Source organism: Actinoplanes sp. NPDC049681 (genome assembly GCF_044465265.1).
In the GTDB taxonomy this organism is placed as follows: domain Bacteria; phylum Actinomycetota; class Actinomycetes; order Mycobacteriales; family Micromonosporaceae; genus Actinoplanes.
Map to the genome: position 1 here is coordinate 333,821 of NZ_JBITLP010000009.1, position 26,081 is coordinate 359,901.

At 70.9% G+C, this 26,081-nt stretch carries 29 protein-coding genes; 16 read left to right on the forward strand and 13 right to left on the reverse strand.

The window, feature by feature from the left end; all coding sequences use genetic code 11:
* Positions 1–54 precede the first annotated feature (54 nt).
* Together ACIBO8_RS31485 and ACIBO8_RS31490 are read right to left on the reverse strand one after the other, a co-directional pair.
* The gene (locus ACIBO8_RS31485) at positions 55–921 is read right to left on the reverse strand and encodes a universal stress protein (RefSeq protein WP_396119026.1); all 867 of its coding nucleotides are present in this window, start codon (positions 919–921) and stop codon (positions 55–57) included.
* Positions 922–941: 20 nt separating this feature from the next.
* Positions 942–1,637, reverse strand: a complete 696-nt coding sequence (locus ACIBO8_RS31490; protein ID WP_396119027.1) for a CBS domain-containing protein — start codon at positions 1,635–1,637, stop codon at positions 942–944.
* A gap of 152 nt (positions 1,638–1,789) precedes the next feature.
* Between ACIBO8_RS31490 and ACIBO8_RS31495 the strand changes: the two genes are divergently transcribed.
* The 5 genes from ACIBO8_RS31495 to ACIBO8_RS31515 all read left to right on the forward strand — a co-directional run bounded on the left by ACIBO8_RS31495 (position 1,790) and on the right by ACIBO8_RS31515 (position 7,096).
* On the forward strand, positions 1,790–1,915 hold the full coding sequence (locus ACIBO8_RS31495; protein ID WP_396119028.1) for a universal stress protein: 126 nt from the start codon (positions 1,790–1,792) through the stop codon (positions 1,913–1,915).
* Between the two features lie 48 nt (positions 1,916–1,963).
* Entirely contained in the window at positions 1,964–2,794 is an 831-nt protein-coding gene (locus ACIBO8_RS31500) for a universal stress protein (protein ID WP_396119029.1), read from the forward strand.
* Positions 2,757–4,214, forward strand: coding sequence for a DUF4389 domain-containing protein (locus tag ACIBO8_RS31505; RefSeq protein ID WP_396119030.1), 1,458 nt, complete (start codon positions 2,757–2,759; stop codon positions 4,212–4,214). The genes ACIBO8_RS31500 and ACIBO8_RS31505 overlap by 38 nt, the downstream gene beginning before the upstream one ends.
* Before the next feature lie 166 nt (positions 4,215–4,380).
* Entirely contained in the window at positions 4,381–6,105 is a 1,725-nt protein-coding gene (locus tag ACIBO8_RS31510; protein ID WP_396119031.1) for a GAF domain-containing protein, read from the forward strand.
* A 52-nt stretch (positions 6,106–6,157) separates the two neighbouring features.
* Positions 6,158–7,096 (forward strand): universal stress protein, encoded by a 939-nt coding sequence (locus ACIBO8_RS31515; protein WP_396119032.1) that lies wholly within the window; start codon positions 6,158–6,160, stop codon positions 7,094–7,096.
* 78 nt (positions 7,097–7,174) lie between these two features.
* On the opposite strand, the gene ACIBO8_RS31520 is transcribed toward ACIBO8_RS31515, so the two are convergent.
* Complete coding sequence (locus ACIBO8_RS31520) at positions 7,175–7,450, reverse strand: hypothetical protein (RefSeq protein ID WP_396119033.1); 276 nt, start codon at positions 7,448–7,450, stop codon at positions 7,175–7,177.
* 243 nt (positions 7,451–7,693) lie between these two features.
* Between ACIBO8_RS31520 and ACIBO8_RS31525 the strand changes: the two genes are divergently transcribed.
* Positions 7,694–8,167 carry a universal stress protein gene (locus tag ACIBO8_RS31525; RefSeq protein ID WP_396119034.1) on the forward strand — a complete coding sequence of 158 codons (474 nt, stop codon included), beginning with the start codon at positions 7,694–7,696 and terminating at the stop codon, positions 8,165–8,167.
* Between the two features lie 64 nt (positions 8,168–8,231).
* On the opposite strand, the gene ACIBO8_RS31530 is transcribed toward ACIBO8_RS31525, so the two are convergent.
* From ACIBO8_RS31530 to ACIBO8_RS31545, 4 genes are all read right to left on the reverse strand, one after another.
* Positions 8,232–8,354 carry an Hsp20 family protein gene (locus tag ACIBO8_RS31530; protein WP_396119035.1) on the reverse strand — a complete coding sequence of 41 codons (123 nt, stop codon included), beginning with the start codon at positions 8,352–8,354 and terminating at the stop codon, positions 8,232–8,234.
* A gap of 43 nt (positions 8,355–8,397) precedes the next feature.
* Entirely contained in the window at positions 8,398–9,432 is a 1,035-nt protein-coding gene (locus ACIBO8_RS31535; RefSeq protein ID WP_396119036.1) for a zinc-binding alcohol dehydrogenase family protein, read from the reverse strand.
* A gap of 127 nt (positions 9,433–9,559) precedes the next feature.
* Complete coding sequence (locus tag ACIBO8_RS31540; RefSeq protein ID WP_396119037.1) at positions 9,560–10,057, reverse strand: cyclic nucleotide-binding domain-containing protein; 498 nt, start codon at positions 10,055–10,057, stop codon at positions 9,560–9,562.
* A gap of 848 nt (positions 10,058–10,905) precedes the next feature.
* On the reverse strand, positions 10,906–11,367 hold the full coding sequence (locus ACIBO8_RS31545; RefSeq protein WP_396119039.1) for a GNAT family N-acetyltransferase: 462 nt from the start codon (positions 11,365–11,367) through the stop codon (positions 10,906–10,908).
* Positions 11,368–12,006: 639 nt separating this feature from the next.
* On the opposite strand from ACIBO8_RS31545, the gene ACIBO8_RS31550 reads away from it, so the two are divergent.
* Both ACIBO8_RS31550 and ACIBO8_RS31555 read left to right on the forward strand, forming a co-directional pair.
* Positions 12,007–12,594 (forward strand): hypothetical protein, encoded by a 588-nt coding sequence (locus tag ACIBO8_RS31550; protein ID WP_396119040.1) that lies wholly within the window; start codon positions 12,007–12,009, stop codon positions 12,592–12,594.
* Positions 12,595–12,724: 130 nt separating this feature from the next.
* Positions 12,725–13,687 carry a zinc-dependent alcohol dehydrogenase gene (locus ACIBO8_RS31555; RefSeq protein ID WP_396119041.1) on the forward strand — a complete coding sequence of 321 codons (963 nt, stop codon included), beginning with the start codon at positions 12,725–12,727 and terminating at the stop codon, positions 13,685–13,687.
* A 259-nt stretch (positions 13,688–13,946) separates the two neighbouring features.
* Here the strand turns inward: ACIBO8_RS31555 and ACIBO8_RS31560 are convergent, their stop codons facing one another.
* The 3 genes from ACIBO8_RS31560 to ACIBO8_RS31570 all read right to left on the reverse strand — a co-directional run bounded on the left by ACIBO8_RS31560 (position 13,947) and on the right by ACIBO8_RS31570 (position 16,155).
* Entirely contained in the window at positions 13,947–14,636 is a 690-nt protein-coding gene (locus ACIBO8_RS31560; RefSeq protein ID WP_396119042.1) for a CBS domain-containing protein, read from the reverse strand.
* Between the two features lie 105 nt (positions 14,637–14,741).
* Positions 14,742–15,611 (reverse strand): universal stress protein, encoded by an 870-nt coding sequence (locus ACIBO8_RS31565; protein WP_396119043.1) that lies wholly within the window; start codon positions 15,609–15,611, stop codon positions 14,742–14,744.
* Positions 15,612–15,825: 214 nt separating this feature from the next.
* Positions 15,826–16,155 carry a BON domain-containing protein gene (locus tag ACIBO8_RS31570; RefSeq protein WP_396119044.1) on the reverse strand — a complete coding sequence of 110 codons (330 nt, stop codon included), beginning with the start codon at positions 16,153–16,155 and terminating at the stop codon, positions 15,826–15,828.
* 300 nt (positions 16,156–16,455) lie between these two features.
* Here ACIBO8_RS31570 and ACIBO8_RS31575 point away from each other — a divergent pair, with 300 nt between their 5' ends.
* Positions 16,456–16,956 (forward strand): hypothetical protein, encoded by a 501-nt coding sequence (locus ACIBO8_RS31575; RefSeq protein WP_396119045.1) that lies wholly within the window; start codon positions 16,456–16,458, stop codon positions 16,954–16,956.
* Between the two features lie 7 nt (positions 16,957–16,963).
* Complete coding sequence (locus ACIBO8_RS31580) at positions 16,964–18,421, forward strand: hypothetical protein (protein ID WP_396119046.1); 1,458 nt, start codon at positions 16,964–16,966, stop codon at positions 18,419–18,421.
* Between the two features lie 82 nt (positions 18,422–18,503).
* On the opposite strand, the gene ACIBO8_RS31585 is transcribed toward ACIBO8_RS31580, so the two are convergent.
* Complete coding sequence (locus ACIBO8_RS31585) at positions 18,504–18,956, reverse strand: DUF5994 family protein (RefSeq protein WP_396119047.1); 453 nt, start codon at positions 18,954–18,956, stop codon at positions 18,504–18,506.
* A gap of 285 nt (positions 18,957–19,241) precedes the next feature.
* On the opposite strand from ACIBO8_RS31585, the gene ACIBO8_RS31590 reads away from it, so the two are divergent.
* The 6 genes from ACIBO8_RS31590 to ACIBO8_RS31615 all read left to right on the forward strand — a co-directional run bounded on the left by ACIBO8_RS31590 (position 19,242) and on the right by ACIBO8_RS31615 (position 24,735).
* A complete protein-coding gene (locus tag ACIBO8_RS31590) occupies positions 19,242–19,640 on the forward strand; it encodes a DUF5994 family protein (protein ID WP_396119048.1) in 399 nt (132 codons plus the stop codon).
* The gene (locus ACIBO8_RS31595; protein WP_396119049.1) at positions 19,640–20,617 is read left to right on the forward strand and encodes a nitroreductase; all 978 of its coding nucleotides are present in this window, start codon (positions 19,640–19,642) and stop codon (positions 20,615–20,617) included. Before ACIBO8_RS31590 ends, ACIBO8_RS31595 begins: the two co-directional genes overlap by 1 nt.
* Before the next feature lie 330 nt (positions 20,618–20,947).
* Positions 20,948–21,709, forward strand: a complete 762-nt coding sequence (locus tag ACIBO8_RS31600) for an ATP-binding protein (protein WP_396119050.1) — start codon at positions 20,948–20,950, stop codon at positions 21,707–21,709.
* 493 nt (positions 21,710–22,202) lie between these two features.
* Entirely contained in the window at positions 22,203–22,925 is a 723-nt protein-coding gene (locus ACIBO8_RS31605) for a GAF and ANTAR domain-containing protein (protein ID WP_396119187.1), read from the forward strand.
* Between the two features lie 37 nt (positions 22,926–22,962).
* Positions 22,963–23,694, forward strand: coding sequence for a GAF and ANTAR domain-containing protein (locus ACIBO8_RS31610; protein WP_396119051.1), 732 nt, complete (start codon positions 22,963–22,965; stop codon positions 23,692–23,694).
* Between the two features lie 141 nt (positions 23,695–23,835).
* Positions 23,836–24,735, forward strand: a complete 900-nt coding sequence (locus tag ACIBO8_RS31615) for a YihY/virulence factor BrkB family protein (protein WP_396119052.1) — start codon at positions 23,836–23,838, stop codon at positions 24,733–24,735.
* Positions 24,736–24,756: 21 nt separating this feature from the next.
* On the opposite strand, the gene ACIBO8_RS31620 is transcribed toward ACIBO8_RS31615, so the two are convergent.
* Both ACIBO8_RS31620 and ACIBO8_RS31625 read right to left on the reverse strand, forming a co-directional pair.
* Positions 24,757–25,548 (reverse strand): ATP-binding protein, encoded by a 792-nt coding sequence (locus ACIBO8_RS31620; protein ID WP_396119053.1) that lies wholly within the window; start codon positions 25,546–25,548, stop codon positions 24,757–24,759.
* Positions 25,549–25,782: 234 nt separating this feature from the next.
* Positions 25,783–25,953 carry a hypothetical protein gene (locus tag ACIBO8_RS31625; protein WP_396119054.1) on the reverse strand — a complete coding sequence of 57 codons (171 nt, stop codon included), beginning with the start codon at positions 25,951–25,953 and terminating at the stop codon, positions 25,783–25,785.
* Positions 25,954–26,081: the final 128 nt, after the last annotated feature.

Below are 26,081 nucleotides of genomic sequence, written 5' to 3' on the forward strand. Positions count from 1 at the left end.
CGCTCCCGTACGCCGGTCAGCGCGCGATGGTGGCCGCGCCGCCGCCGAACGTCGTTACTGCTTACGTGGCATCACATGGGGCACGACCAGGACCGGTCGGTCGGCGTGGTGCAGCGTGGCCATCGCCACGGAACCGAGGAGGATCTCCGCGATCGCCGAACGGCCCCGCGAGCCCACCGCGACGACGGCCGCCGCCCGCGTGCGGGCATACGCACTTAATACCTCGGCTGTGGACCGGCCGGTGCGCGGTAGCATGCCGCTGCGCGGTAGCACCGTCACGGCGGTGCGGCTGGCTTCGGCCCCGTGCCCGGCACCATCCTCCACGGCCACCGGGATGATCTCCCGCCCCGCAAAGAGGGACTCTGCGACGGCGAGGGCAGACGAAGCGCCGCTGGATCCGTCCCAACCGGTGACGACCGGGCCGGCGGCCAGGGCCGCGAACTCGCCGGCCAGGAGCGGGTGCGGCACCACCAGCACGGGCCGCCGGCTGTAATGCACGACCATGTCGGAGACACTGCCCAGCAGCGCCTTAGTACCGCCGAGCCCTCGCGAACCCACGACGATGACCTGCGCATCGAGCTTCTCTGCCAGTTCGGCGACCTGCACTCCGTCACCGCCGTAGCTACGTGCAGTCAGGGCTTCCGCCTCCCAGCCAGCGGCGCGCGCGAGGGTGACGCCGATGCCGGCGATACGCTCGGCCTCCCTGGCGCCTTCCTGCTCGACCGCCTCGACGAAGCGGTCGAGCCCCGCCGTGCCCGACCAGAGGCGCCGCCGAAGGACATCGCTGGCGAACGGAGGCGTCCACAGGTGAACGATGCTCGCATGGGCGCCGGGGAACAACCGTGCGACGGCGTCGATGGCGGCGGTCGACGCCGGAGAGGCGTCGAAGCCGACGGTCACTCGGAGTGCGGTTCTGGTCATGATGGCAACCTTCCGGCTTGTCAGGCGACACCGAAGGGCATCCCGCGGTCGGATCCGACGAATATGCTGTCGTCGACGTCGTAGGTAAGTTCGTCCGTCACGTCGACCACTCCGGGAACCTGACCCGCCAGCGACACGATCCGCTGCGCGGCCGCCCGGACGTGCACTCGACCGCGTAGCGTCACCACACCGTCCCTGGTCTCCACGCGGACCGTCGCGCCCGGGGCACCCAGAACGTGCGGCAGGACCTCGTCGGTCACGTCACGGCGGATGTCCGAGTCGCTGCAGAGATGGATTTTGAGCAGATCGCTGCGGGTGACGATGCCGATCAACCGGCCCAGGTCGTCCTCGACCGGCAGGCGCTTGACCTTGACATCGTGCATCCGACGGGCCGCGGCCGCGACGGACTGGGAGGGCAGGATCGTGACCACCGGCGCAGTCATCACATTCTCGACGGTACGGCCCGCTGCCTTGGCGTCCTCCGCCCGGCGGCGCCGGCTGAACCGGAACCACGGTCGCACGGTCCCGGGGGCCTCGACCTTGTGCAGCAGGTCGGCCTCCGAGACGATGCCGACGACCCGCTGGGACCGATCAACGACCGGCACGGCGCTGATGCGCCGGCCGACCAGCAGGTCCACGACCGTCCGGTACGGCGTCCCCACCTCAACAGCGACGACGTCCCTGGTCATCACGTCGTCCACCCGCCACAGCTTCATGGCCGCACCTCCGTCTCCTTCCTCTTCGACGCTACGGGCGGCGGGACCGGACCAGCAGAGTCGTGCGACCCCCTGGCAGCGGGACCGGCTGCCCTACCTCGCGACCTCCGGGCCGGCCGACGATGACTGAAGCCGGTACAAGGAGGCGCGCTATGGCACGCAGCGACATCGTCGTGGGTACCGATGGAACGCCCGCAGGGCAGGCGGCGGTCCGGTGGGGCGCAGCGGAGGCCGCCCGGCGCGGCGTTCTGCTGCGCGTCGTCCACTGCTTCGACTAGGACTACGACGCCCCGCGGCAGGCAGGCGACAGCCACTCGCCCGACGCCGTGGTCTCGGCCGCACTGCAGCAGGCCCGCGCCGCCTCCCCCGGCATCTCGCTCGAGGCTGACTCGCTGATCGGTGACGCGGCCTCGCACCTGATCGAGCTCTCCGGCACCGTCGGTCTCGTCGTGGTCGGCAGCCGGGCACGCGGACGGCGCACCGGCCTGCAGCGGGATGCGGTGGGCCGGCGAGTCGCCCTGCACGCCGCGGGCCCGGTCGTGGTCGTGCGAGGGCGCACAGATGCGCGCGGCGGGCCGGTCGCCGCTGGAGTGGACTCCTCGCCGCGCGGCGAGACGGTCCTGCAGCAGGCGTACGAGACGGCCGACGCGCTGGGATGCGGTCTGCGTGTGGTGCACAGCTACAGCTCGGCCATGCTGCCATGGGCCGGTACCGCTCCGCCCACCCTCGGCGAGATCGGCCTGCTGGAGGAGGCAGAACGAGAGCGGCTGTACGCGCTGCTGGCACCCTGGCAGGACGAGTATCCTCAGGTCGACTCCACACTGGGCCTGTCGCACCGGAACGCCGCGAGCGCCTTGACCGCTGCGTCGCAGCTGGCTCGGCTGCTCATAGTTGGCCGCCACGGGCACGGCGCGATCGCGAGCGCGCTTCTGGGTTCGACCACCTTGTCCCTGCTGCGTCACGCGGACTGCCCGGTGCTCGTGGTGCATACCCGCGTTGTGGGCTGCTGGGACAGTGGCCCTACGGCCCTGCCAGGTGTCCGGCTGCAAGGGGACGTGTGGCCCTGCCGGCGGCGGTGCCTGAAGCGGTCTGGTGGAGGCGACTGTTGCAGGAGGTGTCATGAACCGCTATCCGCTGCGGGTCGAGGCACGCCGTGACGAGCCGCTGAGCCGGTGGCTGTGGCTCGTCAAATGGCTGCTTCTGATTCCGCATTCCCTCATCCTGGCCGTCCTCTGGGTGGGCTTCGCCGTGCTCACCGTCGTCGCGTACCTCGCTGTCCTGATCACCGGCAGGTATCCGCACGCGATCCAGGCGTACAACGTCGGCGTGCTGCGCTGGACGTGGCGCGTGGGCTACTACGGCTACCAGGCGCTCGGCACTGACCGGTACCCGCCGTTCACGCTGGCCGACGTACCCGACTATCCGGCTCGCCTGCGGGTCGACGAACCCGCACGGCCGCAGCGCTGGCTGCCGCTGGTCGCGTGGCTCTTCGCGATTCCACACCTTGCGCTCGTCGGAGCCCTCACCGGCGCCGCGACCCTGGTGTTCGACAGTGACACCGTCGGCGCCGACGTGCCGATCGGTGTGGTCAGCGCCGGCGTCCTCATCGCCGGGATCGGCTTGCTGTTCGCCGGCCGTTACCCGCGTGGCCTGTACGACCTGCTCGTCGGCATAGCCCGCTGGAGTCTGCGGGTGATCGCGTATCTTGCGCTGCTCACGCCGTACCCACCGTTCCGGCTGGATCAGGGCGAGCGGGAGCCGGACGACGCCCCGGACGACCCGCCGATTGGCGCGCCGGCCCGCCGGAACGTTCCCGAGGGTTCGGTCGCCGCGCCGGTGACCGCCCTGGTGGCCGGCGTGATCCTGTTACTGCCGGCGGTGGGCGCGGGCATGGCTGGGGGCGCCCTGCTGGCCTTCGACCGTGCCCGCGACCGCGCCGGGTATGTGACTAGCCCGCTCTGGCAGCTCAGCACCGCGACCGCCGCGGTAACCAGCGAGGACATCACCATCGAGAACGCCGACGTCTGGACTCGGTCCCTCGCCGACGTGGGTGGCATGCGGATCATCGCCGACAGCGCGAGCGGCGAGGCGGTGTTCGTCGGGATCGGCCGCCGCGCGGATGTGGACCGGTGGCTGGCCGGGACGGCCCGTGATCGGATCAGCGACGTGACGGGCCGGACGGTCAGCTACCGGCGCGAGGCCGGCGCGGTACGAGCGGTGCCGGCACCCGGAGCCCAGGACTTCTGGCTGGCGTCGGTCACCGGCACGTCGGGCGCGGAGGTCACGTGGCGCGTCGTCGACGGCGACTTCGCGGTGGTGCTGGCCAACGCCGACGGCTCCACCGGCGTCTCCGCCGATGTGCGAGCCGCGGTGCAGGTGCCCGACCTCACCGGACTCGGCGCCGGGCTGCTCATCACCGGGCTCGTTCTCGGCGTCCTGGCGGTCCTGCTGATCGTCGTCGGCGGCACCGCGCTGGGCCGTCGGCACACCGGACCGCCGATGCCTCCCGCGCCGCCGGGCGGCACTTCGCCACCGCCGTACGGGACGGATCGGCCGACGGTGACGACCTCGACCTGATCGCGGTGCATTCGAGCGCGCCGAGGCGTACGCCTCGGCGCGCTCGCGCAGTTGAATATGACCGCTAAGAGCGACATGTACCAATCTCTTTACGTTCCGCGCACCGTGGCCCCTCCCGGAGCCGAACCCCTGTCGCCCGGCATCGGGCTGGGGCTAGCCTGAGCCAATGGCCGAAGGACTCCAGCACGAGGACCGGCTCTCCCCTCCGTCGCTCGGACTCAGCCCGCTCTCGCGCGTGCGGCTCGACGAGCTTCTGCAGGAGATGCTCGACCGCGTCGGTGACGTCATGGCCAGCCGGGAACGGCTGCGCTCCCTGCTGGACGCGGTGGTCGGCATCGGCAGCGACCTTGATCTGCGCAGCACGCTACAACGCATCGTCGAAGCCGCGTGCGCCCTCGTGGGTGCCCGCTACGGCGCGCTGGGCGTGATCGGCGCCGACCGTACCGACCTCGTCGACTTCATCACCCACGGCATGGACCCGGCGGTCCACGCCAGGATCGGGGACCTGCCACGCGGCCGCGGCGTGCTCGGCCTGCTCATCACCGATCCGCGTCCGGTACGCCTACCGGACATCCGCAAGCACCCGGACTCGTACGGTTTCCCGCCGCATCACCCGCCCATGCACAGCTTCCTCGGCGTCCCGGTCCGCACCCGCGGCCAGATCTTCGGCAATCTCTACCTCTCCGAGAAGCAGGGGGCCGCCGAGTTCGGTGACGACGACGAGGAGATCGTGGTCGCGCTGGCAGCGGCCGCGGGCGTGGCGATCGACAACGCCCGCCTGTACGCCCTGGCGAGACGACGGGAACGCTGGCTCGCCGCCAGCGCCGAGATCACCGGCGTGCTGCTCGGCCAGGTACACCGCACCGAGGCGCTCCGGCTGATCGCGCGCCGGGCCCGCGAGGTCGCCGGCGCAGAGCTGGTCCTGGTCATGCTCTACGACGAGGACGAAGCCCATTACACCATCGAGGTCGCCGACGGCGCCGATCCCTCGTGCGTGGATCTCGTCGGGAAGATCATTCCGGTCGACGACGCGGCGGCTGCCGAGTTCGGGCGCGAGAAGTACCGGACTCTGGAGAATCTGCGTACGGTCACCGACTGGCCCGCCGCCGTGCCCGACGGTCCGGCGATGGCCGTTCCGCTGGCCGGCCCGGACACTCTGCACGGTGTCCTCATCGTGACCCAGCCCGCAGGGCAGCCACCGACCGACGAGGACGCGGTGCAGCTGTCGACCTTCGCCGGGCAGGCGGCACTGGCGCTCGAACGGGCCCGGGCGCAGGAGGAACGCCAGCAGCTCGTCCTGCTGGAGGATCGGGAACGCATCGCGCGGGATCTGCACGACGTGGTCATCCAACGGCTGTTCGCCACCGGCATGCACCTGCAGGGCGCCGTGCACCAGGCGGTCAAGCCGGAAGTGGCCACCCGCATCAGCACAGCCGTCGACGAACTCGACGCCACCATCCGGGACATCCGCCGCTCGATCTTCGAACTGCGTGCCCCGACCGGTCCGTCGCTGCGCACCGACCTGCACGACGCCCTGGAGGCCGCCACCCACGGGCTGGGGTTCCGGCCGATCCTGGAGACGTCCGGGCCGATCGACAGCGCGATCCCCGACGACATCCAGCCGCAGCTGATGGCCGTGCTCCGCGAGGCGTTGTCGAACATCGCCCGGCATGCCCGGGCAAGCACGGCGCGGATCTCCCTGCGCGCCACCGGCGATGAAGCCGTGCTCAGCGTCGAGGACGACGGGGTCGGCTTCGACCCGGCACGGGCTCGCAGCGGTCTGGTGAACATGGCCGAACGGGCGCACGACCTCGGCGGCGGGTTTCAGGTGCAGGCCCGCTCCGACGGCAGCGGAACGGTCCTGACGTGGCGGGTCCCCATCACGGACTGAAACAGGACTTTGGACCCTGAGCGGTCGATGCTGGTAGGCGGCACGGTGGGAGGTGACCGGACGGCACAGATTCCGCCGTGACGGCGGGACGTACGACGTCACCACCAAGAGGAAGCAGACGACCGCCATGGGCACCTCGATCGCGGCCGGCATCGGCGGAGCCGGCGGATGGCAGGCGTTGGCGTGGGCCGTCGAGCACGCCGAATTGACAGGTGCCCGGCTCGTGCTTCTGCACATCTGCCCGCCCGGCTCACCTCTGGAACGGATGACCGGCAAACCGGTGATCGCCCAGGTGGAGGTCGTCGATCCGCCGCTGGCCCGGGCCGTGGCGAAGGCGCGGGCACGCCTCGGCGGCCAGCGCGTCGCGCTGCGGATCCGCAGCGGCGACCCGGCGGTCCAGATGGCCGAGGCGTCGGCCGGGGTGCGCCTGCTGGTGATCGGCGCCGGCGATCAGGGCCGAACGGTACACCGCACTCTGCGGCACGCACACTGTCCCGTCGTTGTCGTCAGGCCGCAGATGCGGCCGGCCTCCGCCTCGCCGCTGGCCGGACACGTGGTGGTGGGTCTGGACGGATCGTCGGCCGCTCGGACCGCCATGGAGTTCGCCTTCGGCTACGCCGCCGAGCGCGGCTTCCCATTGGCCGCCGTGCACGTCTCCGACGTGAGCCGGGACGACTACTTCTACGACGACGTGACGTTGTCAACCAATTTCGCCACCGAGCCGCACGCCCTGGAGCTGCTGGCCGCGGAGACCGAACCGTGGACTCTGAAAGACCCTGCGGTCGCTGTACGGCGCGCCGTCCTGCACGGATCCGTAGCCGGTGCGCTCATCCGGGCCGGCGCGGGGGCCCGGCTGCTGGTGGTCGGCGACAAGCACCGCGGAGTCGTCAGTCGCGTCCGGACCGGCGACGTGCCCCTGACCGTGGCGGCTCAGGCGCCCTGCCCGGTCGCCGTCGTCCCGGTCAACCAGCGCGAAGGAGAACCGCTGTGAACGGCTACGGCGAACCGCACCGCGCCGGGACGTCGCCGACGTTCTGCTGCACTGAACGGCAGCCGTTCCTCCGGCGGATCAGCGCGGCGGCGAGTCATCCGGCAGGCCAGGCAACGGGTGCAGGTCGGCGTCGCGCTCGGCGAGCCGGTGCATGGCATTGCGGTACTGCTGCCCGGTGATCTCGTGGTCAATCACCTGCCGCACCAGGACGCCTTCGAGCGTTTCCGGCACCGTCATCGACATTGGTGGATCATCGCGGTCCTCCGCCAGGTTGCGCGTCCAGTCCTTGATCCCCAACCACGTCGATGTCACCACCAACGCAGTCATGACCGTCATGACCACCATAATCAGCATCGTCGCCCCCTGCCTCACCGTCCATCCTCGACGCGCGACCGATGCGGGACACGGGCCAGAGGTCCCGACGCTGCGAGGCCACGGGGCCGGACCGGCGAAAGCCATTCCGCCAGTCCTCCGCGGGGATAGGTCGGCACGACGACCAACGTCCCGGGCGCACGGGCACATCCGCCCTACCCCGGCTTCACGCCTGGGACGTCAATGGGAGTGCCGCAGTGAAACGGCCTGACGAAAGGAGCAGCCATGAGTGCCACGTACCTCATCGTCGCCGGGGTCGACGGTTCCGAAGGAGGCCGGCGCGCCCTGGATTGGGCAGCCACCGAGGCAGCAGGGCGAGGCGGCGCCGTCCAGGCCGTCATCGCCTGGTCCTGGGACGGCATGGAGTACGGCCCGATTGCTGCCACGAGCCCGCAGGAAGCTGCCGCGCACGCCCGCGAGGTTCTCGACCGTGAAATCAAGGCACTGGTCGCACGGTTCGGCTCCCGCGTGCCCGTGGCCGGCGAGGTCATCGAGGGAAGTCCGGCCGATGTCCTGTCGGCCGCGGGTCGCACGGCGGACCTGCTGGTGCTGGGCAGCCACGGGCACAGCCGCATCCGGCACACCGTGCTCGGGTCGGTCAGCGAAGGATGTATCCGCAAGGCCGCATGTCCCGTCGTGGTGATCCCCGTTCCGGCGGACCGGGTGCAACCGGCGTCCGAACCGGCTGTCCGCCAGTGACCTGCACCGCCCGACGCATGCCGGGGCGGGCCGGTGAGGTACCGGCCCGTCGCGGATTCCGGCGTCACTCGCCGGCCGTGATCTCGATCTCACGGGCGGACGGCGCCGGCGCGGTCAGCGGCACGACCACCTCCAGGATCCCTTTGCGATACGTGGCCTTGATTCCCGCCTCATCGGCGGCCTCCATGACGACGCGGCTAGCACGTCGTCCTATCCGCCCTGCTCCTGCCTCAGCAGACCAGCACCGCAGCGCCGTTGACCCGGTCCGCGGCAAGATCAGCCAGGGCCTGCGCGGCCCCGGCCATCGGATAGGCGGTGGTCGCGACGGCCAGGTGATGCGTGGCGGCGAAGGCCAGCAGATCCTGGCCGTCCATACGGGTGTTGGAGGTGACGCTGCGCAGCGTGCGCTCCTGGAAGAGCTCGCGGTCGTAATGCAAGGGCGGAATCTCGGTGAGATAGATCCCGGCGACCGCCAGCGTACCGCCACGATCGAGGGCTCGCAGTGCCACCGGCACCAGTTCGCCGACCGGTGCGAACAGAATGGCGGCATCGAGAGGTTCCGGTGGGGCGTCGTCCGCGGCACCAGCGGAGGTCGCGCCCAGCTCGAGCGCCAGCTTCTGCGCCGACGTGGAACGCGTGAGCACGTGGACCCGCGCCCCCTGCGCCATCGCGATCTGAGCCGTCAGGTGTGCCGACGCGCCGAAGCCGTAGATCCCCAGTCGGCCGCCCGCCGGAAGTTCGGCGCGCCGCAGCGCCCGGAAGCCGATGATGCCGGCGCACAGCAGCGGCGCCAGCTCCACGACCGGGTATCCGTCCGGCAGGACGTAAGCGAAGTCGGCGCGTACCGTCGTGCAGTCGGCATAGCCGCCGTCGGCGTCCCAGCCGGTGTAGCGCGACCGCGCGCACAGGTTCTCCGCGCCCGACCGGCAGTAGCGGCACTGCCCACACGTCTCACGCAGCCAGGCCACCCCGACGCGATCGCCCGGCCGGAAGCCGGTGACGCCGTCGCCGAGCTCGAGCACGTGCCCGACCACCTCGTGACCCGGCACGACCGAGGCACGGTGCACGGGCAGCTCACCGGCCGCCACGTGCAGATCCGTGCGGCACACGCCGCAGGCGTCCACCGCCACGAGCAGCTCGCCGGGACCCGGCCGCGGCACCGGCATCGGCACCCGCCGCACCGCCCTGGCGAGATCGGGACCCGGCTCACGCACCTGCCAGCCCAGCATGGAGGCCTCCCCACCGTCGACGTCAGCGTCCAGCATGGCCGTGCCGCCGGAGCACCGCCCAGGGCCGACCGGCCCGCTCAGCGCCGGCGTGCGACGGGGCCGTCGACTGCGACGCTGTGGCCACTGGACCCACCGTCGACCGATCGCGCCGAAGGTCCCGTCCTCAGCCGGCAGGCCGTTCCGCCTCGCTCGGCGCGGCGGGGTATGCGTACAGTTCGGCCAGGCGAACCCGCGCCGCTTTCAGCCGGTCGGCGAGCACCGCGTTGAAGCGCATCGCGAGCTCCCGTCCCAGCTCGCCGTCCTCGGCCATGAGCCCGCGCACCCGCGGAGCGTCGAACTCGATAGCGTGGCACTCGTCGGCGACCACAGCGCCCAGCGACCACCGGTACGGCGGCAGCATCCACGACCAGCCCACCGGCGCCGGCGCATCGACCCGCTCGATCACGATGTCACCGCGCCCGGGGACCGCGAAGTCGAGAGCGACCGCGCCGGCGGTGAGCAGCCAGAAGCTGTTCGCCGGGGCACCTTCGTGGAACAGGCGGACTCCCGGGTGACGCAGGACCGGCCGGCCCAGCGCGCCCAGTTTCCGCAACCACTCGGTGCGCAGGTCACCCGTGAACGGGTGCAGCGCAAGACGGTCGAAGACGGTCAGCGGAGTCATGCTGTTCCTCCAAGTGCTGTCGCCGCGACCGGACCGCCCGGTTGGCGACGCGGTCCGGGCGAGGAGACCGGTGCGGTCACGTTCAGCCGCGGCTGAGCTGGTCCATCTCCCGCCGGATGCGATCCTCCGCCGGGTGACTGGCGGCCGGCGCAATTGGTCGGTGTCGTTCATCGAGGTGACCCCGGGGGATGGAAGGTCGTCATCATCGTCCTCCCTCTGATCTCCTCGTCGCGACGAGGACAGCGGCGTCCGTGGCTTGATGCTGCCCGACGGTGCGGCCGGCGGACAGGGTCGTGAGGCCGGGGCCGCCGGGACGTGCTACCCGCCGGTTTCGATGGCCATCGGCCCTGCCACCTGCGGCAGCGGTGAGCGATGCTGAACTCGACGCCACCGGAGCTCCGGCACAGCAACCGGGCCGAGGAGATGAAGGGATGGCCTCAGCGCCACCAGACCCACCGTCGTCAGGACGGGACCTGGTCCGGCCGCTGAGCAGCCGTGGCCCCGGTGGCGCCTCGCCGGCGACGCATGCAATCCAGCCCGCGCCGAAGGCCATCCCGGCTGGTCGGTGGGGCGGCGCGGCCATGGCAGTCACGTTCGGCGTCGGGGAATTGGTCGGCACCGCCGTCAGTTGACGCTCAGCCTGCGCGGCCGTTCTCCGGCGGCGTGGCCCGGCCACCTGGCGATGCACGGGTGGACCGCACTACTGGGGTGCTCGGCGGCGACGCCACCGTGGGCGAGAAAGGCATCGTCACCTCGGCGTCCCCGCCGACGACGTTGTACCAAGACGCCCGGCGTTGAAGGGCGTGGCGGGTTGCGCTACGTCGTGGAGCAGACCTTCGCCGACGGCATCAGGTCAGACGCTGTTCAAGCACCTGGCCCGGCCACGGTCCGGATGGCCCTTCGACTTCGAAGCTGTCGGTCGCGGTGAATCCCTGCTGCTCGTAGTAGCGAACCAGGGCCCGGTCCGGAGCGGCATAGCAGTCGAGGCGAAGGAGCCTCACACCCGCAGCGCGAGCGATCGTGCGTGCGTGCTCGAGCAATCGGCCACCGATTCCGCGCCCGGCCCAAGCGCGGTCGGTCACTAACAGCTGGATGTAGAGTTCCGGCTCCACCGCAGGAGGCACGTAGCTCGGTGCCGGACCGAGGCCCAGCGCCCCGGCCACGATGCCCCCGCTGACAGCCACGTACAGGTTTCCGCCGGAGGCTAGGCCCGTGATCACGGCAACCCGCCGCGGGTCGGCTGAATACGGGTCGGTTCCCCATTGACGGGTACGGCCCCCGGCGACTAGCCATTCCACGGCGCCGTCCATCAGGGCTACGACCGCAGCAACGTCTTGCCTGAGTCCCGGACGGAGGGAGACACCCTCCCGCGCGTTATCCATGTCCAGTATCTTCCTGGCCGGTTCTACCCGCTTGACCGGCGGCGCGCGGGGCCATTCGCCAGCTGGTTTAGGTCTACCCGTCGGCGACCCGCCCCTCGCCCTGCTGCAGCAATTCCGCCGTCTCGCCGTGCGCTCGAACGCCGCCTCGACATCCACGACGGCGCCGTCAGCCTCGCCTGCGTCCTGATTTGCTCGGGTGTACGCCGAGGTGCTGCGCCGGGCGAGCACGCTGCTGGCGCAGGGCGAGACCGTCGTACTCGACGCCTCGTGGAACCGCGACCGCCACCGGCGGCCGCCCGCACGTTGCCCGGCTCTGCCACAGCCGTGCTCACCGAACTCCGTTGCGTGGCGGACCCGGCGACGGTGTCGACACGCTTGGCCCGGCGTACCAGCAGCGTCTCCGATGCCGACGAGGTGATCGCGGCGGCGAGGACGGCCCGGCTGCCGTTTCCCGGCTACCGCCCCTTGATCGGGACCTAAGTCCCGACGGGATCGGGCGCTCAGACCCGGGCGTAGCCGTGGCGAGCGGAGCATCGTCAGGTCAAGACATCAATTGGGGAGGACACCATGACAACCATCGGCCGCGGACCCGCGGTTCACCATCTCGAAAGCGTCGAGGCACCCGGCTCCATGCTCACCAAGACCGCCGCGCGGGCGTTGGCCGTGTTCCGCATCTCGCTCGGCTTCGTCTTCCTATGGGCGTTCCTCGACAAGACCTTCGGCTGGAACTACGCAACCCCGTCCGAACGCGCCTGGATCAACGGCGGCTCCCCCACCAAGGGCTTCCTGTCGTCGATCGACGTCGGTCCGTTCCAGGGCACCGCCCACTCGATCGCCGGCGACCCGTGGGCCGACCGGCTGTTCATGCTCGGCCTGCTCGGCATCGGTCTCGCCTTGATCCTGGGCATCGGCATGCGCATCGCCGCCGGGGCAGCGACGCTCATGATGGCGTTCATGTGGCTCGCCGAATTCCCGCTCGCTCAGCACACCAGCGCCGGCAAGCCCAGCGGCTCCACGAACCCGATCACCGACTACCACTTCATGTACGCGGCCGGCGCCATTGCGCTCGCGCTGACGTACGCCGGGCACACCTGGGGCCTGGGCCGCTGGTGGGCGGGGCTGCCCTTCGTGCAGCGCAACCGTTGGCTGATCTGATCCCCGGCCGGCGACCCGCCGAACGGGACACGTGCAGATCAGTCGGTACTCGTCATCCGCCCGGCCGGAGCCTCACGGCGCTACCTGGCCGGGCGGCTCACGGGCCGGTGGACAGCGAGGGAGGAACGCCATGCGAGCCGAGCCGCTGGAAATCAAGGAAGTGCCGACGCCCACCCCCGGCGCCGGTCAGCTGCTCGTCCGCATCGAGGCGAGCGGGCTGTGCCACACCGACATCCACGCCGCCCGCGGCGACGGGCCGGCCCGGCCCACTCCGCCGTTCCTGCCGGGACACGAGGGGGTCGGCATCGTGGAGCTCGTCGGCCCCGGTGTCACGGAGCACACCACCGGCGACCGCGTCGCGATCCCCTGGCTCGGGCACGCCTGCGGCACCTGCGATTACTGCGTCACGGGGTGGGAGACGCCGTGCGAGGCACAGCAGAACACCGGCTGCTCGGTCGACGGCGGGCACGCCGCGTTCGCCCTCGCCGACGCCCGCTATGTCGTGCGCGTACCCGAAGGCATCGACCCGGCCGAGGTCGCACCGCTGACCTGTGCCGGCGTCACCACGTACAGGGCGGTCAAGGTCGGTGGGGTCAGCCCGGGCGACCGCGTGGCGATCTTCGGGATCGGCGGTCTGGGACACCTCGCCCAGCAGTACGCCCAGATCTTCGGCGGCGAGACCATCGCCATCGATGTCACCGAGGAGAAGCTTGCTCTTGCCAAGCGGCTCGGGGCCGCCCACGTCGTCAACGCGGCCACCACGGACCCGGTCGCGGCGATCGAGGCGCTCGGCGGTGCCGACGTCGCCGTCGTGCTCGCCGCGAGCCCGCGGATCATAGAGCAGGCTCACGCGTCGCTGCGCCGCGGCGGCCGGCTGATCCTCGTGTCCTCGCCCAAGGGCAGCACGATGGCCCTGCCGATCTTCCAGACCGTCCTCAAGGGCATCCGCGCGGACTTCGCCGAGGTCTTCCGACTGCACGCCGCCGGACGGACGAGGGTCATGGTCGAGCCGCGCGCTCTGGACGACATCAACTCGGCGATGGAGGACGTCCTCGCGGCCGGAGTCCCGGCCCACCTCCTGTTGCTGCCTTGAGCCGATCCCCAGGGTCGACGCCGAGTCGCGCCCGCACCTGCAGGTCCCGGACGGCTGCGCTGTCCGGGACCTGCGGCGGTCCTGGGCCGTTCCGTGAGCGCTTTCCGGGCAGGCGCAGAATCTCATGGTCCGGGCTCGCCGGAATCCGCCGGTTCGTCGGCGTACGCGCACACCTCGGCCAGGCGTACCCGCATCGCTTGAGCCGGTCGGCGAGCACTCCGAGGAACCGCACCGACAGCTCCCGGCCGAGGTGTCGGCGTCAGGCGGCGCCGAACGCGATGCCGGTCCCGTGGATGTTGCTGTCGTCGTAGTCGTACTCGAGTTCGTCGACGACACCGACGACGCCGGCGATCTGGCGGGTGAGCCGCTTGGCGATGTCCGCACTCGACCACCGGTCGACGTGACCCTTGAGAGCGACCAGGCCGTCCTGCACCGTGACCTCGACCCGGGGGCCGCCGTCCGCGAGATAGATGTGCAGGATGCCCTCCTGCACGTCGCGGCGGATGTCGTCGTCCGGGCGCAGGTGAACCTTGAGCAGGTCGCCGCGGGAGACGATCCCCACCAGGCGGCCCAGGTCGTCGACCACGGGCAACCGCTTGACGCCTTCCCGGTCCATCTCGCGGGCTGCGGCGGCGATCGGGGTGCCCTTCAGCGCGGCCACCGCCGGGGAGCTCATGAGGTCCGCGGCGGTCCGCGCGTCGGCCTTGACGCGCTCGCCGCGACGGCGCCGGCCCTCGAACAGCCGGGGCTTCTCGTCGCCCGCGTACTCGATCTTTCGCAGGAGGTCGGCCTCCGACACCACGCCGGTGACCCGCCCGAAGTCGTCGACCACGGGTACGGCGCTGAGTCGGTGCCGGATGAGCAGGTCCACCACCGCCCGATAGGGCGTGTCCTCCGTGACCGTGACGACTGCCTGCGTCATGACGTCGTCCACATGCCAGTTCTTCATCACAACCTCCTTGTCGCGTCATGTCGAACGCTAGAAGGCACACCCGGCATCGGTCAGGGGCCGACGGTCCCGGACCAGCAGGCCCTGCGGCACGGCTGGGGACCGTCAGCGACGGCCACGCGGCGTGGTCCGGGGCACCACCAGAACCGGCCGGTACGCGTGGTGCAGCGTCGCCATGACCACGGAACCGAGCACGATCTCCTCGACCGCCGAACGGCCACGCGAGCCCACGACGACGACGGCCGCCCGCCGGGTGCGGGCGTACCCGCACAGCGCAGCGGCCGTCGACCGTGCGGATCCGGGCAGCAAGCCCTCCCGGTGGAGCACCGTGACGGCCCGGCCGCCGACCTGCGGCCCGTGCCCGGTCCCGTCCTCCACACCGACGGGGACGATCTCCCGCCCTGCGAACAGTTCTCCGGCGGCCACCAGGGCAGCGTGGGCGTCGGCGGAGCCGTCCCAGCCGGTCACGATCGGGCCGGCGGTCAGGGCTGCGGCCTCGTCGGCCAGCAGCGGTTGCGGTATCACCAGGACGGGCCGCCGGGCGTAGTGGACCACCATGTCGGACACGCTGCCGAGCAACGCCCGCGTGCCGCCCAGCCCTCGAGAGCCCACGAGCACGAGCTGGGCGTCGAGCTTCTCGGCCAGCTCGGCGAACTGAACTCCGTCGCCGCCGTAGCCGCGCTCGACCACCGGCTCGGCTTCCCAGCCCGCGGCACGCGCGAGGACGACACCGGCCCGCGCGATGCGTTCCGCCTCGCGAGCGCCTTCGCGCTCGACCGCCTCGACGAACGGGTCGACCCCGCCCGTTCCGGTCCAGAGCCGGTGCCGTAGCGCGTCACTGGCGAACGGTGGCGTCCACAGGTGGACGACGCTGGCATGCGCGCCGGGGAACAACGCCGCGCCGGCATCGATCGCGCCCATCGCCGAAGGGGAACCGTCGAAGCCGATCATCAATCGGGGTGCGTGTCCGGTCATGGTTCCAGCCTTCCGCGCGGCGCCGCCACGGCACAGGGCCGAAGGTCCGTCATGGCGTCACCCGCCGCTGGGCTGCCGGCTGACTGGGGTCGAACGGGACCTGCGGCTCTGCCCCCGGCGCGCCGCCGGCGCCGCCGGCCGGTGGCCGGGAGTACGTCCCGGCACAACGCCGGCGCGACGCAGGCGGCGGCGACGAGGGTCCGGTGGGGACAAGCTATGGAGCACCCCGGTCGTCGTGGTCCCACGACACGTCGTCGACGACCTCGGCTACGCCCGCGATCAGGCGCGTGAGGCGTGCCGCGATGTCTGCCGTGGACCACCTGTCGGTCCGGCCGCCGAGAGTCACGACGCCGTCGCGGACATCGACCGTCAGTTCGCCCGATGCCTGGGCACCGATCACGTCAACAATCGCGTCCATGACGTCACCGCGGATGTCGTCGTCCGGGCGCAGATGCACTTTTAGCAGATCACCGCGGGCGAGGATCCCGACCGGCCGTCCGAGATCGTTGATGACCGGCAGCCGCTTGACGCCTTCGCCATCCATCGCCCAGCCACTTGCCGGGCGTGAGGCTGCAGGACACCTCCCGACGTGACCTTCCCTCCGTCAAGCCTGCGGCGGCAGAGGCTCCAGTCCCTTTGCCGGGGGACCTGAGCAACCGCGGTCGCGGCGGCGGAACAACCCCGCTCCGGCGGGCGCATCCGACGGGCCGGACGAGGCCCACCCGGACGATCGGCCCATTTCCGCGCGCAGTGGTACCGATCACGGAACCGTCCTGGCAGGCTCACCCAAGCGCGACGACCTAGATGATCGTCGATATCCGCCCCCAGCGTCCAGGGACTTTCCATGAGCAGAAGACTCGTCAGGCGCACGCTTCCCGTTCTGGTCGCCGCCCCGCTCGTCGCCGGGACGGCGACGATCGCCGTGCTGCCCGCGGAAGCGGCCACTGTCGTGAACGCCACGATCCACGTTCCCGCCGACGTGCGGACGAACCCGTGTTCTCCCGGCGATGTCCTGAACCTCGACGGCGACATCCACATCGTCATCACCACGACCGCGAACGGCCGCACCGGATACCAGGTCAAGGACCACTTGAACGCCCACCTGAGCGGCGTCAGCATCACCACGGGCACGAAGTACCTCAGCAACGAGACCACCAACGGGTCATGGTCCACCGGCCCGGACCTGCCCGCGGTGCACCGCGACGTCTACTCGTTCCTGCTGATCAGCCAGGGCAAGACGCCCAACTACGAGCTGTCCGCGACAGTACGCGAGACGGTCGACGGATCGGGCGGGGCCGACGTGGCCGCCGAGCAGTGGTCGATGAGCTGCCGGGGACGAGGGTGAGGTGCCGATGACGACACCGGATCGCGGGACCACCCGCCGGGGACTGCTGCGGCGTACGGCCGCTGTGTCGCTGGCCGCGATCAGCTCCCGCGGCGTATACGAGCTGCTCGACGAGCTCGGCGGTGGACCGGCGCGGGCGGCGGCCGCCCCGCCGAGGCGGCGCCAGGAGCAGTACCTGGTCGACAACGTCGAGGTCATCCTGGACAACGGCGTCACCGTCGCGATCCCGCCGCTGTACAACGACGTCATCACCGCCAAGCTGACCAGCCGGACCGCGTGGACGGTGAGTGCGCTCAAGAACGCGAAGACGCGCGTCGAGAACGCGCTGGCCGCCGTGGAGAGCCCGTACTCGTCCAACGCCGCCGGGCTCACGATGGTCGTCGGGTGGGGACTGCCGTTCTTCCGGACGTTCGTACCCTCGCTGTGGCCCGCATATCTGCCGGCCATCCCCGGCACCGATCCTCGGCAGTACGCCGTCCTCGACGCGATCCGGTTCCCGAGCGACGACGCGAGCATGGTCCTGGAAGACAACCACGTCATGTTCAAGTTCCGTAGCGACTCCTCGAACATCGTCAGCGGGGCCGAGCGGGCACTGTTCGAGGACCAGAGCAGCAAGGCCTACATCGGCGACCTGTTCGACCTGACGAGCAAGCGCACCGGCTTCCTGGGCCGCGGCTTCGACAAGCCGAGCATCGGCCGTACCCTGGCACTCGCCGCCGGTGTCCCGGGCGCGAGCAGCATCCCCGACCGCGCCCAGCTCATGATGGGGTTCACCAGCACGCAGACACAGGCGCTGGCTCCGGACAACGTCCCCAGCTTCGAGACCCTGCCGAGGATCACCGACCAATGGCCCGGCGGATACTTCGCTGCCGGTTGCGCCATGCACCTGTCGCACCTGTACCTGGACATCGACACCTGGTACCGGAGCTTCGACTTCAGCACGCGGACGAAGCGGATGTTCTCGCCCCGTACGCCCGCGCAGGCCCCGGGGACGGTGACCGTGCCCAACGGCGCCGCCCAGGTGGCGAGCCTGGCGGACGTCAAGCAGGACGCCGCGAACCTGCACCAGAGCGGGCACAACTCGCTGTTGCAGCTCGCCACCCGGCTGGGCGCCGACGTCATCGACAACTACGGGCGTACCCGCACCAAGGGGACCGCGGTGCCGCTGCGCGAGGATTTCAACACGCTCGACGACCCGTTCTCGTGGGCACCGGGCGGCGTCGGTCCCGCCGACAAACCCGGGCTGCACTTCGTCGCCTTCGTACCGGGACATCACCTGTTCCACCGGGCCCGGCTCGCCATGGACGGCATGCTTCCCGACGGTACGGACCTGCGCCAGGCGCCCTACAACATCGCAGCGCGCGACAGCGGCATCAACGGCATGATGCGCGCCTCGCACCGGCAGAACTACGTGATCCCGCCGCGCCGCAACCGCTCGTTCCCCCTCGTCGAGCTCCTCACCTGACCACTGCGCCGCGGAGTGGCCTTTCCTGGCTGGGCGGCGCGAGCTCGACGAGGACGACTCCGGCGGTCGCGACGCTCCGCGGTCAGCCGCTGTGCTCGATCCCGGTCAGCAGTTCGGGCGTGTGGCGCTTGTCGGTGGCGTCCGCCGCGGCGGTCGACGCGATGTCGGCCGATGCCCGGCTCGCATCGGGCGGTACGACCAGCAGATCGAAGCGGTCGTGCCCGTACTCGCAGATGATGGTGACCAACCCCGCGGGCTGGGAGGTGAACCACCCCAGCCGCACCGCCCGGTGGCCGACGGCGGCCCGCCGTGGGTGGGGAAGGTCCCACTCGGCGGTGTTCAGCAGCACGTGCGTGGTCTCGCCCCGGAGCCCGGCCAGAGCCTCCACCAGCGAAGGGAGTTCCGCGACGACATCGGTCGATCGGGGCCACCAGGCCCCGTCGAGGACGGTGGTCCGGGAAGGATGCGGGTCCAGCCGCAGGCGTACGGCGTCATCGAGTGGTGGTGCGGCCGGGGCCACGCTGGTCGGAGTCATGACGATGCCTCTCTCTGGACGACATCCGCGCCATCGAGATCGAGCGCGACGTGCGCTCGTCGGGAAACGTCGAGAAGCCGGTGTCCCTTCACCGTACGCTCCCGGCGTCGAACACGCGTACAGTGATGTCGCGACCGATGGCTCCGCCGTCGGTGCCGGCTCCGGCCGGCGTGCGCTGACCCGGCGGTCGCCGGGCGCGCCCCCTCAAGGCCTCGGTGGACCTCGATCCGGCCCCTGTCATCGGGGCAGGCGGCGCCTGCGTTGGTCCCGGACGACGGGAACGCCATGGCATCGCTGATCACCCAGTCCGCACCGCCCGCCCCGACCGGCCGACCCCGAGCACGACTGGCGTCGGTCCGGCTCCACTACACGTTGCTCGACGGCACCTGGCGGCCGAGCGCGACGGATCTCAGCGCGGAGCTGCGGGTACTGGTTCCGGTCCTCGAGCAGGTCCGCGGACCGGTGACGCGGCTGCTGCTCGGCGCCGCGAACTGGGCGATCCGGCCCCACCACCTCTTCACGGCCGGCCGTGTCATCACCGTGGGTTACGTGGCCGGCCGATCGCCGGCGATGATCACCGTCATCTGCGCCGACGGCGGAACCTTCACCCTGCGGGTGGCACCGCCCGGGCCACCACCAGGTGAGCGGGAACCCGGTCCACTAGGCACGCGGGCAGGCCGATGATGGCAGCCTCGCCGGGTGTCGTACGCCCCATCAGCGGCCGGATCACGAACGAGGCCTTCTACCGAGCGGTCGTCGCGGCCGGGAAGGCACCGTCGGCGTACAACACACAGCCGTGGCGATGGCGCGTGAGCAACGGCGTTCTGGACCTGTTCGCGGACCACGCCCGGATGGTAGATCTCGGCGAGCCTGACCGGCGGCTCGCCACGATCGGCTGCGGCGCCGCCCTGCACCACGCGCGGCTCACCCTCGCCGCGCGGGGCTGGCGGGTGACGGTTACCCGCCGGCCCGACGACGCCGACCCGGACCACCTCGCGCGCCTGCACATCGACGGCGCCGCCCCGGTCAGCCCGGACACCGCCGACCTGGCCCGGGCCATCGCGCTGCGTCACACGGATCCGCGCCCGGTCACCGGTGACCCGATCGAGCCGGAGGATCTGGACACCATCAGGGCGGCGTTCGAGGCGCAGCATGTCCGCCTCGGCGTGCTCCGTCCGGACCAGGTGCTCGGCCTCACGGTGGCGACAGGCCGCGCCGACAACACTGAACCGGTCGACGCTCAATGGCATGCGGAGCTGGCACTGTGGACCGGCGGTGATCGGATCGCCGGTGCCGCCGACGGCTTGCCGCTGCCCATCGCGCACGGCGAGCACGACCGAGCCGCGACGTTCGCGGTCCTGCACGGCCCACGTGACCAGGACCTCGACTGGCTGCACGCCGGCGAGGCGCTGTCCGCCGGCTCCCTCGTCGCCACCGGCATGGGGGTGTCCGTTCTGCCTTTCAGCGCACCGATCGAGCACGCCGGCGCTCGGGAGCTGCTGCGACGGGCGATTCCCGAGTTCGGCTGCCCGTACTTGATGCTGCGTCTCGGTCGTCACGCGACCGCGACGGCCGCGCCGCGCAGCACGCGTCTGACGGCCGCTGAGACCATGAAGCGTCCGGGTCAGGACGCCGCGGTACCGGGACCGGCAGAGAGCTGACCATCCCTCAGCGGAGGGGCCGGGAGAGCTTGTTCATCATGGGGGCCACGCACCGGCCTGGATCCCCGTCCGGGTTCCGGCCTGTCCGCCGGCCTCGAGATCCCACCGGATCACCGGGTCCCCCACTGCCAGCATGCGAGCCTGTGGCTGATCCGGCGTGTCCGCATGGCCCCGGTCCGACGTGATTCGGCCTCACGATTTGTATAGGCGTAGTATCGGTGAGTAACTGGATACTCCGCCGGTCGCGGGGAGGCGGACTGCCCGGCTGGAGGCGTCGGCGTGGAGCCAGGCCCACTGTATGGACACCACCACGACGACCACGATGCATCGGTGACGACGGTGGTCGACTGCGACACCGGAATCATCGACCTCGCCGTGCACGGCCGCTGGAGGCTCCCGTTATGGCAGCAGGCGCACCAGGCAGTGTCCACATGCCTCGCCGGGTTTGCCGGTGGCATCGTGATCGACCTGCACCGCCTCGATGATCCACGCGCCGACAGCGTTCCACTGTGGCTGACCGCCCGCGCCCAGGGCGCCGCCTTGTACCCACCGGTGCCGGTGCTGGCGACTCTGCCTGCCACGACGGCGCTGGCAGCCCGACTGACCCGGCCCGGCGCCCGCCGCCGTCTCCCGGTGTCCGCCACCGTCGCGGACGCGCACGCCGCGCTCGCCGGGCAGGGCCCGCTCAGCGACCAACTGCGGCTACCGCTGCTGCCCGAGCCGGCCGCCGCCGTCACAGCCCGAGAGGCCGTCGCCGACGCCTGCCGGCGATGGCATCTCACGGCCCTGATCCACACCGCCCGTCTGGTGGTCTCCGAACTGATCGTCAACGCCACGGACCACGCCGGCACCCCGATCGACCTGATCATCTCCCGCCTCGGCAGCACCAACCGCGACGTCGGGCTGCATCTAGCCGTCTGCGACCGCGATCCTCGACTGCCGCAACGGCCCGTGTCCGGCAACACCGCACCCGCTGTACGAAGCGGCCTGGGACTACGCGTCGTGGAGGCCGCCTCCTCCACCTGGGGAGCACTGCCCGCCCGCAACGGCAAGATGGTGTGGGCCACCCTCCGGCCGCCACCACCCCACTGACCCGCTATCACCCCTCGTACGTGCGGCCATTTCCAGCCGCCCGGGGTAGCGTGGAGTGAACGCCGCCGGGAGGCGGAGGATCCCTTCGTTTCGGTGGGATGCCGGCGTCTGTGGTGCCGGGTCCGAACTCGTCACGGTGGCGCCGAGGCGGACACGAGGTCTCCCGATGACGGCAGGTGACCAGCATTCTCTGCGGAAGGCAGCACCGGGACCCGGTGTGGGATCTGGTCACTACCTACGGCCCCGCCAGCACCGGGTTGTGCTTGCTCTGTCCACTGGTGCCGCTTTCGGGGCCGCCGCGATGGCGGGCTGCCGGCGACGGAGCCCTTTCGCCGCTTCAACGGCCAGACTCCGGCGGCACGATAGGCTACCTACGGATCTGCTGCCTCGGCCTCGGCGGCACCCAAAGGAAAGGGTGCGGCTATGCGACGAATGGCGTCGAACAGGCGATCAGGCCGCAGGCCGGCCCTGGCGACTCTCGACGGTGAAACCGATGGATGAGCCGACTCGGGCCGTCCGCCGCCTGGTAGCCGCCTCCACGCAGCAGCAGAGGACGACCGGTGACTTCCTTCGCGACGTATGCCGCACGGCCGCGCAGGCCTTGTCGGCGTCGGGTGCCGGCATCAGCGTGATGACCGACGACGGCACCCGAGGGGTCTGCGCCGCGTCCGACCCGCTGAGCGAACGCGCCGAGGACCTGCAATTCGTCATGGGCGAGGGACCCTGCATCGACGCGTTCACGACACGCCGGCCGGTCCTAATCGCCGACCTCGGGGGCAGCGCGGTGCACCGCCGGTGGCCCAGTTATGCCTCGGCCGCCGTACAGGACGGTGTACGCGCCGTGTTCGCGTTCCCGTTGCAGGTCGGCGCCGCCCGCCTGGGCATTCTCGACGTGTTCCGGCAGCGGGCCGGGCCGCTGACCGACGAGGAGCTTCCGCTGGCACTAGCATTCGCGGACGTGACCGTGGAGGCGCTGCTCGACCGGCAACGCGGGGCCGAAGACGGCACCGTGACGCCCGGCAGGGAGGCCGCCGACGTGGGCAACCGTGCGGCGGTGTTCCAGGCCCAGGGCATGGTCATGATCCAGCTCAGCGTCAGCCTCGCTGAGGCGCTGTCCCGGATGCGCGCCTACGCCTATGCAGAGAACCGCCCTCTCGATGACGTGGCGCGCGACATCGTCACCCGCCGTCTGCGCCTCGAAAAGGACTCTTCATGACCGACCGCGACAGTGCACGGCAAGCCGGGAGGCAGGCATGACGACCGTATCCGCGGAGCGACTCGCGGCGATCTTCGTCGAGGCGGCCGACACTCTCGTCGACGACTTCGACCTCATCGAGTTCTTGCACATGCTCACCGAACGGGCCACCGACCTGGTCGGCGCCGCTGCCACCGGACTGGTCATGGCCGACCAGCGCGGGCGCCTGGAGTTCATGGCCGCCTCCGACGAGGACGCCAAGCTGCTCGAGCTGTTCCAGTTGCAGAACGAGGAAGGGCCCTGTCTGGAGGCGTTCACCGCCGGGCAGCCGGTCATCAACGTCGACCTCGCGGCGGCCGCCGGACGCTGGCCCCGCTTCGCACCTCGCGCGACCTCGGCCGGCTACCAGTCGGTGCACGCCTTCCCGATGCGGGTACGCCAGCAGGTGATCGGTGCGCTGAATGTCTTCGGCGGCACCAAAGGCGGGGACTTCACCGGCGCCGACGTACCGATCATGCAAGCCCTCACCGACATCGCGGCGATCGGGCTCCTGCAGGAACGTACGATCCGCCATGGCGAGATCCTGACCGAACAGCTCCAGGGCGCGCTCAACAGCCGGATCGTCATCGAACAGGCCAAGGGTGCGGTCGCTCAGGCGTGCGGCGTCTCCGTGGACGAGGCGTTCACCGCGATCCGCCGATTCGCCCGCAATCACAACCGCAAACTGACGGATGTCGCCCATGCTGTCACGGCGGAACCCGGCTTGGCCGCGCGGATCCTCTCCCCCTGATCGCGGACCTTCGTGTACGGGAGAAGACATCCGGCCGACGGCGGTCCACGTCGTCAGGACGCTGGTGGTTCCGCCCGCGCGGCCGGACGACGTCTCTCGCGTCGTCCGCGTAACGGGACCGCCCAGGGGTATCACCGCAACGTGGGGGATCAGCGTTCTGGGCGGTGGCTCGCGGATGCCTTCCGGCAGGTGCGGCACCGGGTCGGGTGGCTCGATCACCTGATCCGGGCCGGGGTCCGCTACGACCGGGCCGACGGCGGCCGGCTCGCCGCCGCGGTGACCTACTACGCGTTCTTCGCCACGTTCGCGCTGGGCTTGCTGGGCGTCGCCGTATTCGGCTTCGTCCTGGACGACCCGGCGGTGCTGCGTTCGGTCGAGCGGTACGTCGCGGAAGATCTGCCCCGCCTCGACGTGCAGGCGCTGCGCGACGCCCGCGGCACCATCGGCGTCATCGCGTTCATCGGTCTGCCGATCACCGGCTGGTTCTGGGTCGATGCATTGCGGTCGTCGATCCGCAGGATGTGGGAGCTGCCCGAGTATCCGGGCAACATCGTCGTCCGAGTGGTCGTGGACCTTCTGGTGCTCGCGGGACTGGGACTGCTGCTGGCGGCCTCGCTGGCGGTGGCCTCACTGACCACGGTCGTCGCGAATCGGTTGGTCGACGCGGCGGACACCGGCGTGGACCTGTCCCGATGGCTGCTCAGCGCGGTCGGATTCCTGGTAGCCGTCGGGATGAACGCCGTTCTCGCCGGCGGTGCCCTCACCGGGCTCCCCCGCATCCGGATGCCGTTGCGCCGCCTGCTCGGTCCGGCACTGCTGGTCGCCCTCGGCTTGGAGCTGCTCAAGACGCTCGGCCGCCTCTATGTGCTGCACACCGAGACCAACCCGACCTATCAGCTCGTCGCCGGATCGGTCGGACTCCTCGTCTTCCTGAACGCCATCAACCAAATGGTGCTGTTCGCTGCGGCGCTCACCGCGACGAGTACTGCCGGGAGCCCGTCCGACCTCGCGGACCGCGACCACGGTCCTCGAGCTGACTGACGGCGCCGACCCGGTAGGCGGTCAGGTCAGCGTGGCCCACACGACCTTCCCGCCGCGTGTCGGCATAGCCCCCCACGCGGCGGCGATCGTGTTCACCAGCAGCAGACCGCGACCGTGCAGCGATGCTGCGGGACCGGCCGACGCCGGTCGAGGCAGACGCGGGAACCCGGTGGCGCCGTCCTGCACCGCCACATGCAACCGGCGGGCCCGGCGGGACAGGGTGACGACGAAGTCGGTGCCGGCGTGTTCGACCGCGTTCGTAGCCAGCTCGGACGCTATCAGCGAGGTGTCGTGCACCAGATGGGGCAGGGCCCAGGCGCGACAAGCGTCTCTGACCAGGTCGCGGGCAAGGCGTACGCAATCCGGCCGCGGCGTCAGCCGCGCCTGCACCCGATCCGTCTGGGACACCAGCGCAGCGATGGCGAGGCGCGCCTCCGCCGTGCCGGTGAACAGCGGCGGTCGCGGTGCCTCGGCGACACGCAACCGCCCGCCCAACGTGCTCCTGCCGGGCAGGCAGAACACCAGGCTGACCGGCGGCACAGCGAGCCAGGCCCGGCGCCACGCCGCCATCCAGAACGGCATGCTGAGCCCGGACGGATCGTCGAGATGATGCAGATCGACGAGGACCCAGGCGGACGGGCCGGCCAGGCACAGCCGCAGGCAGGCGGAGATCTGGTTACCGAAGTGCGGCGACCAGCTCCCGTGGGCGGCCATCTCGACCACCGCCGTGGTCGCGTCGCCGGTGACGGCCACCGCTACACCGCGACCATCGGTCAGGGTGGTGAGGAGATAGGGGGGCTTCAGCGGAGCCACGCGGTCTTTGTCAGCGGCGTCGGTCATCGTGGACCGGCCACTACCGGCGTTCGCATGGTCCGGCGGAACGGGACGGTCATCCCCAAGCACAGCTGCTCCCGGGCGCTCTGTCAGTACGGGCGCACTGCCGAGGACCGGAGCAGCTGGCGAGGAGGAAGCCTCCCCACGTGACTCAACGATAGAGCAAGCGGCCGAAGATCGACGCTCACCAGAGGGTGGAACCTTCGGGCCGGGTCAGTGAGCGGGCACGACCGCAGGGTTGCCACCGACCGCGAACGGATGGCGGAGCCGGTCCATGGCCTCGCCTTGATCGTCGACGGCCGGGCGCTCCCGGACGGCCGCGGCGGTGCCGGGCGGCATAGGCGGCGCCACGAAAAGGGTCGCGTGGTCGTGATTCGGTGTCATTCACATTCCTCTGATGAATGGTGTCGCTGAGCGACAGGCGGTCCACGGTCGTCACGGCTTGCACACCCGCGTCACACGTGACCGGAGACGAAGCGCTTGACCCGTCCGCTCCTCCGGCGTGCCCGGCG

Coding starts and splice junctions, on each gene's coding strand:
- ACIBO8_RS31485 (WP_396119026.1), bottom strand. CDS start 921: ATGACCAGAACCGCACTCCGAGTGACCGTCGGCTTCGACGCCTCTCCG.
- ACIBO8_RS31490 (WP_396119027.1), bottom strand. CDS start 1,637: ATGAAGCTGTGGCGGGTGGACGACGTGATGACCAGGGACGTCGTCGCT.
- ACIBO8_RS31495 (WP_396119028.1), top strand. CDS start 1,790: ATGGCACGCAGCGACATCGTCGTGGGTACCGATGGAACGCCCGCAGGG.
- ACIBO8_RS31505 (WP_396119030.1), top strand. CDS start 2,757: ATGAACCGCTATCCGCTGCGGGTCGAGGCACGCCGTGACGAGCCGCTG.
- ACIBO8_RS31510 (WP_396119031.1), top strand. CDS start 4,381: ATGGCCGAAGGACTCCAGCACGAGGACCGGCTCTCCCCTCCGTCGCTC.
- ACIBO8_RS31520 (WP_396119033.1), bottom strand. CDS start 7,450: ATGCTGATTATGGTGGTCATGACGGTCATGACTGCGTTGGTGGTGACA.
- ACIBO8_RS31525 (WP_396119034.1), top strand. CDS start 7,694: ATGAGTGCCACGTACCTCATCGTCGCCGGGGTCGACGGTTCCGAAGGA.
- ACIBO8_RS31530 (WP_396119035.1), bottom strand. CDS start 8,354: ATGGAGGCCGCCGATGAGGCGGGAATCAAGGCCACGTATCGCAAAGGG.
- ACIBO8_RS31535 (WP_396119036.1), bottom strand. CDS start 9,432: ATGCTGGACGCTGACGTCGACGGTGGGGAGGCCTCCATGCTGGGCTGG.
- ACIBO8_RS31540 (WP_396119037.1), bottom strand. CDS start 10,057: ATGACTCCGCTGACCGTCTTCGACCGTCTTGCGCTGCACCCGTTCACG.
- ACIBO8_RS31545 (WP_396119039.1), bottom strand. CDS start 11,367: ATGGACGGCGCCGTGGAATGGCTAGTCGCCGGGGGCCGTACCCGTCAA.
- ACIBO8_RS31550 (WP_396119040.1), top strand. CDS start 12,007: ATGACAACCATCGGCCGCGGACCCGCGGTTCACCATCTCGAAAGCGTC.
- ACIBO8_RS31555 (WP_396119041.1), top strand. CDS start 12,725: ATGCGAGCCGAGCCGCTGGAAATCAAGGAAGTGCCGACGCCCACCCCC.
- ACIBO8_RS31560 (WP_396119042.1), bottom strand. CDS start 14,636: ATGAAGAACTGGCATGTGGACGACGTCATGACGCAGGCAGTCGTCACG.
- ACIBO8_RS31565 (WP_396119043.1), bottom strand. CDS start 15,611: ATGACCGGACACGCACCCCGATTGATGATCGGCTTCGACGGTTCCCCT.
- ACIBO8_RS31570 (WP_396119044.1), bottom strand. CDS start 16,155: ATGGATGGCGAAGGCGTCAAGCGGCTGCCGGTCATCAACGATCTCGGA.
- ACIBO8_RS31575 (WP_396119045.1), top strand. CDS start 16,456: ATGAGCAGAAGACTCGTCAGGCGCACGCTTCCCGTTCTGGTCGCCGCC.
- ACIBO8_RS31580 (WP_396119046.1), top strand. CDS start 16,964: ATGACGACACCGGATCGCGGGACCACCCGCCGGGGACTGCTGCGGCGT.
- ACIBO8_RS31585 (WP_396119047.1), bottom strand. CDS start 18,956: ATGACTCCGACCAGCGTGGCCCCGGCCGCACCACCACTCGATGACGCC.
- ACIBO8_RS31590 (WP_396119048.1), top strand. CDS start 19,242: ATGGCATCGCTGATCACCCAGTCCGCACCGCCCGCCCCGACCGGCCGA.
- ACIBO8_RS31595 (WP_396119049.1), top strand. CDS start 19,640: ATGGCAGCCTCGCCGGGTGTCGTACGCCCCATCAGCGGCCGGATCACG.
- ACIBO8_RS31605 (WP_396119187.1), top strand. CDS start 22,203: ATGGATGAGCCGACTCGGGCCGTCCGCCGCCTGGTAGCCGCCTCCACG.
- ACIBO8_RS31610 (WP_396119051.1), top strand. CDS start 22,963: ATGACGACCGTATCCGCGGAGCGACTCGCGGCGATCTTCGTCGAGGCG.
- ACIBO8_RS31625 (WP_396119054.1), bottom strand. CDS start 25,953: ATGACACCGAATCACGACCACGCGACCCTTTTCGTGGCGCCGCCTATG.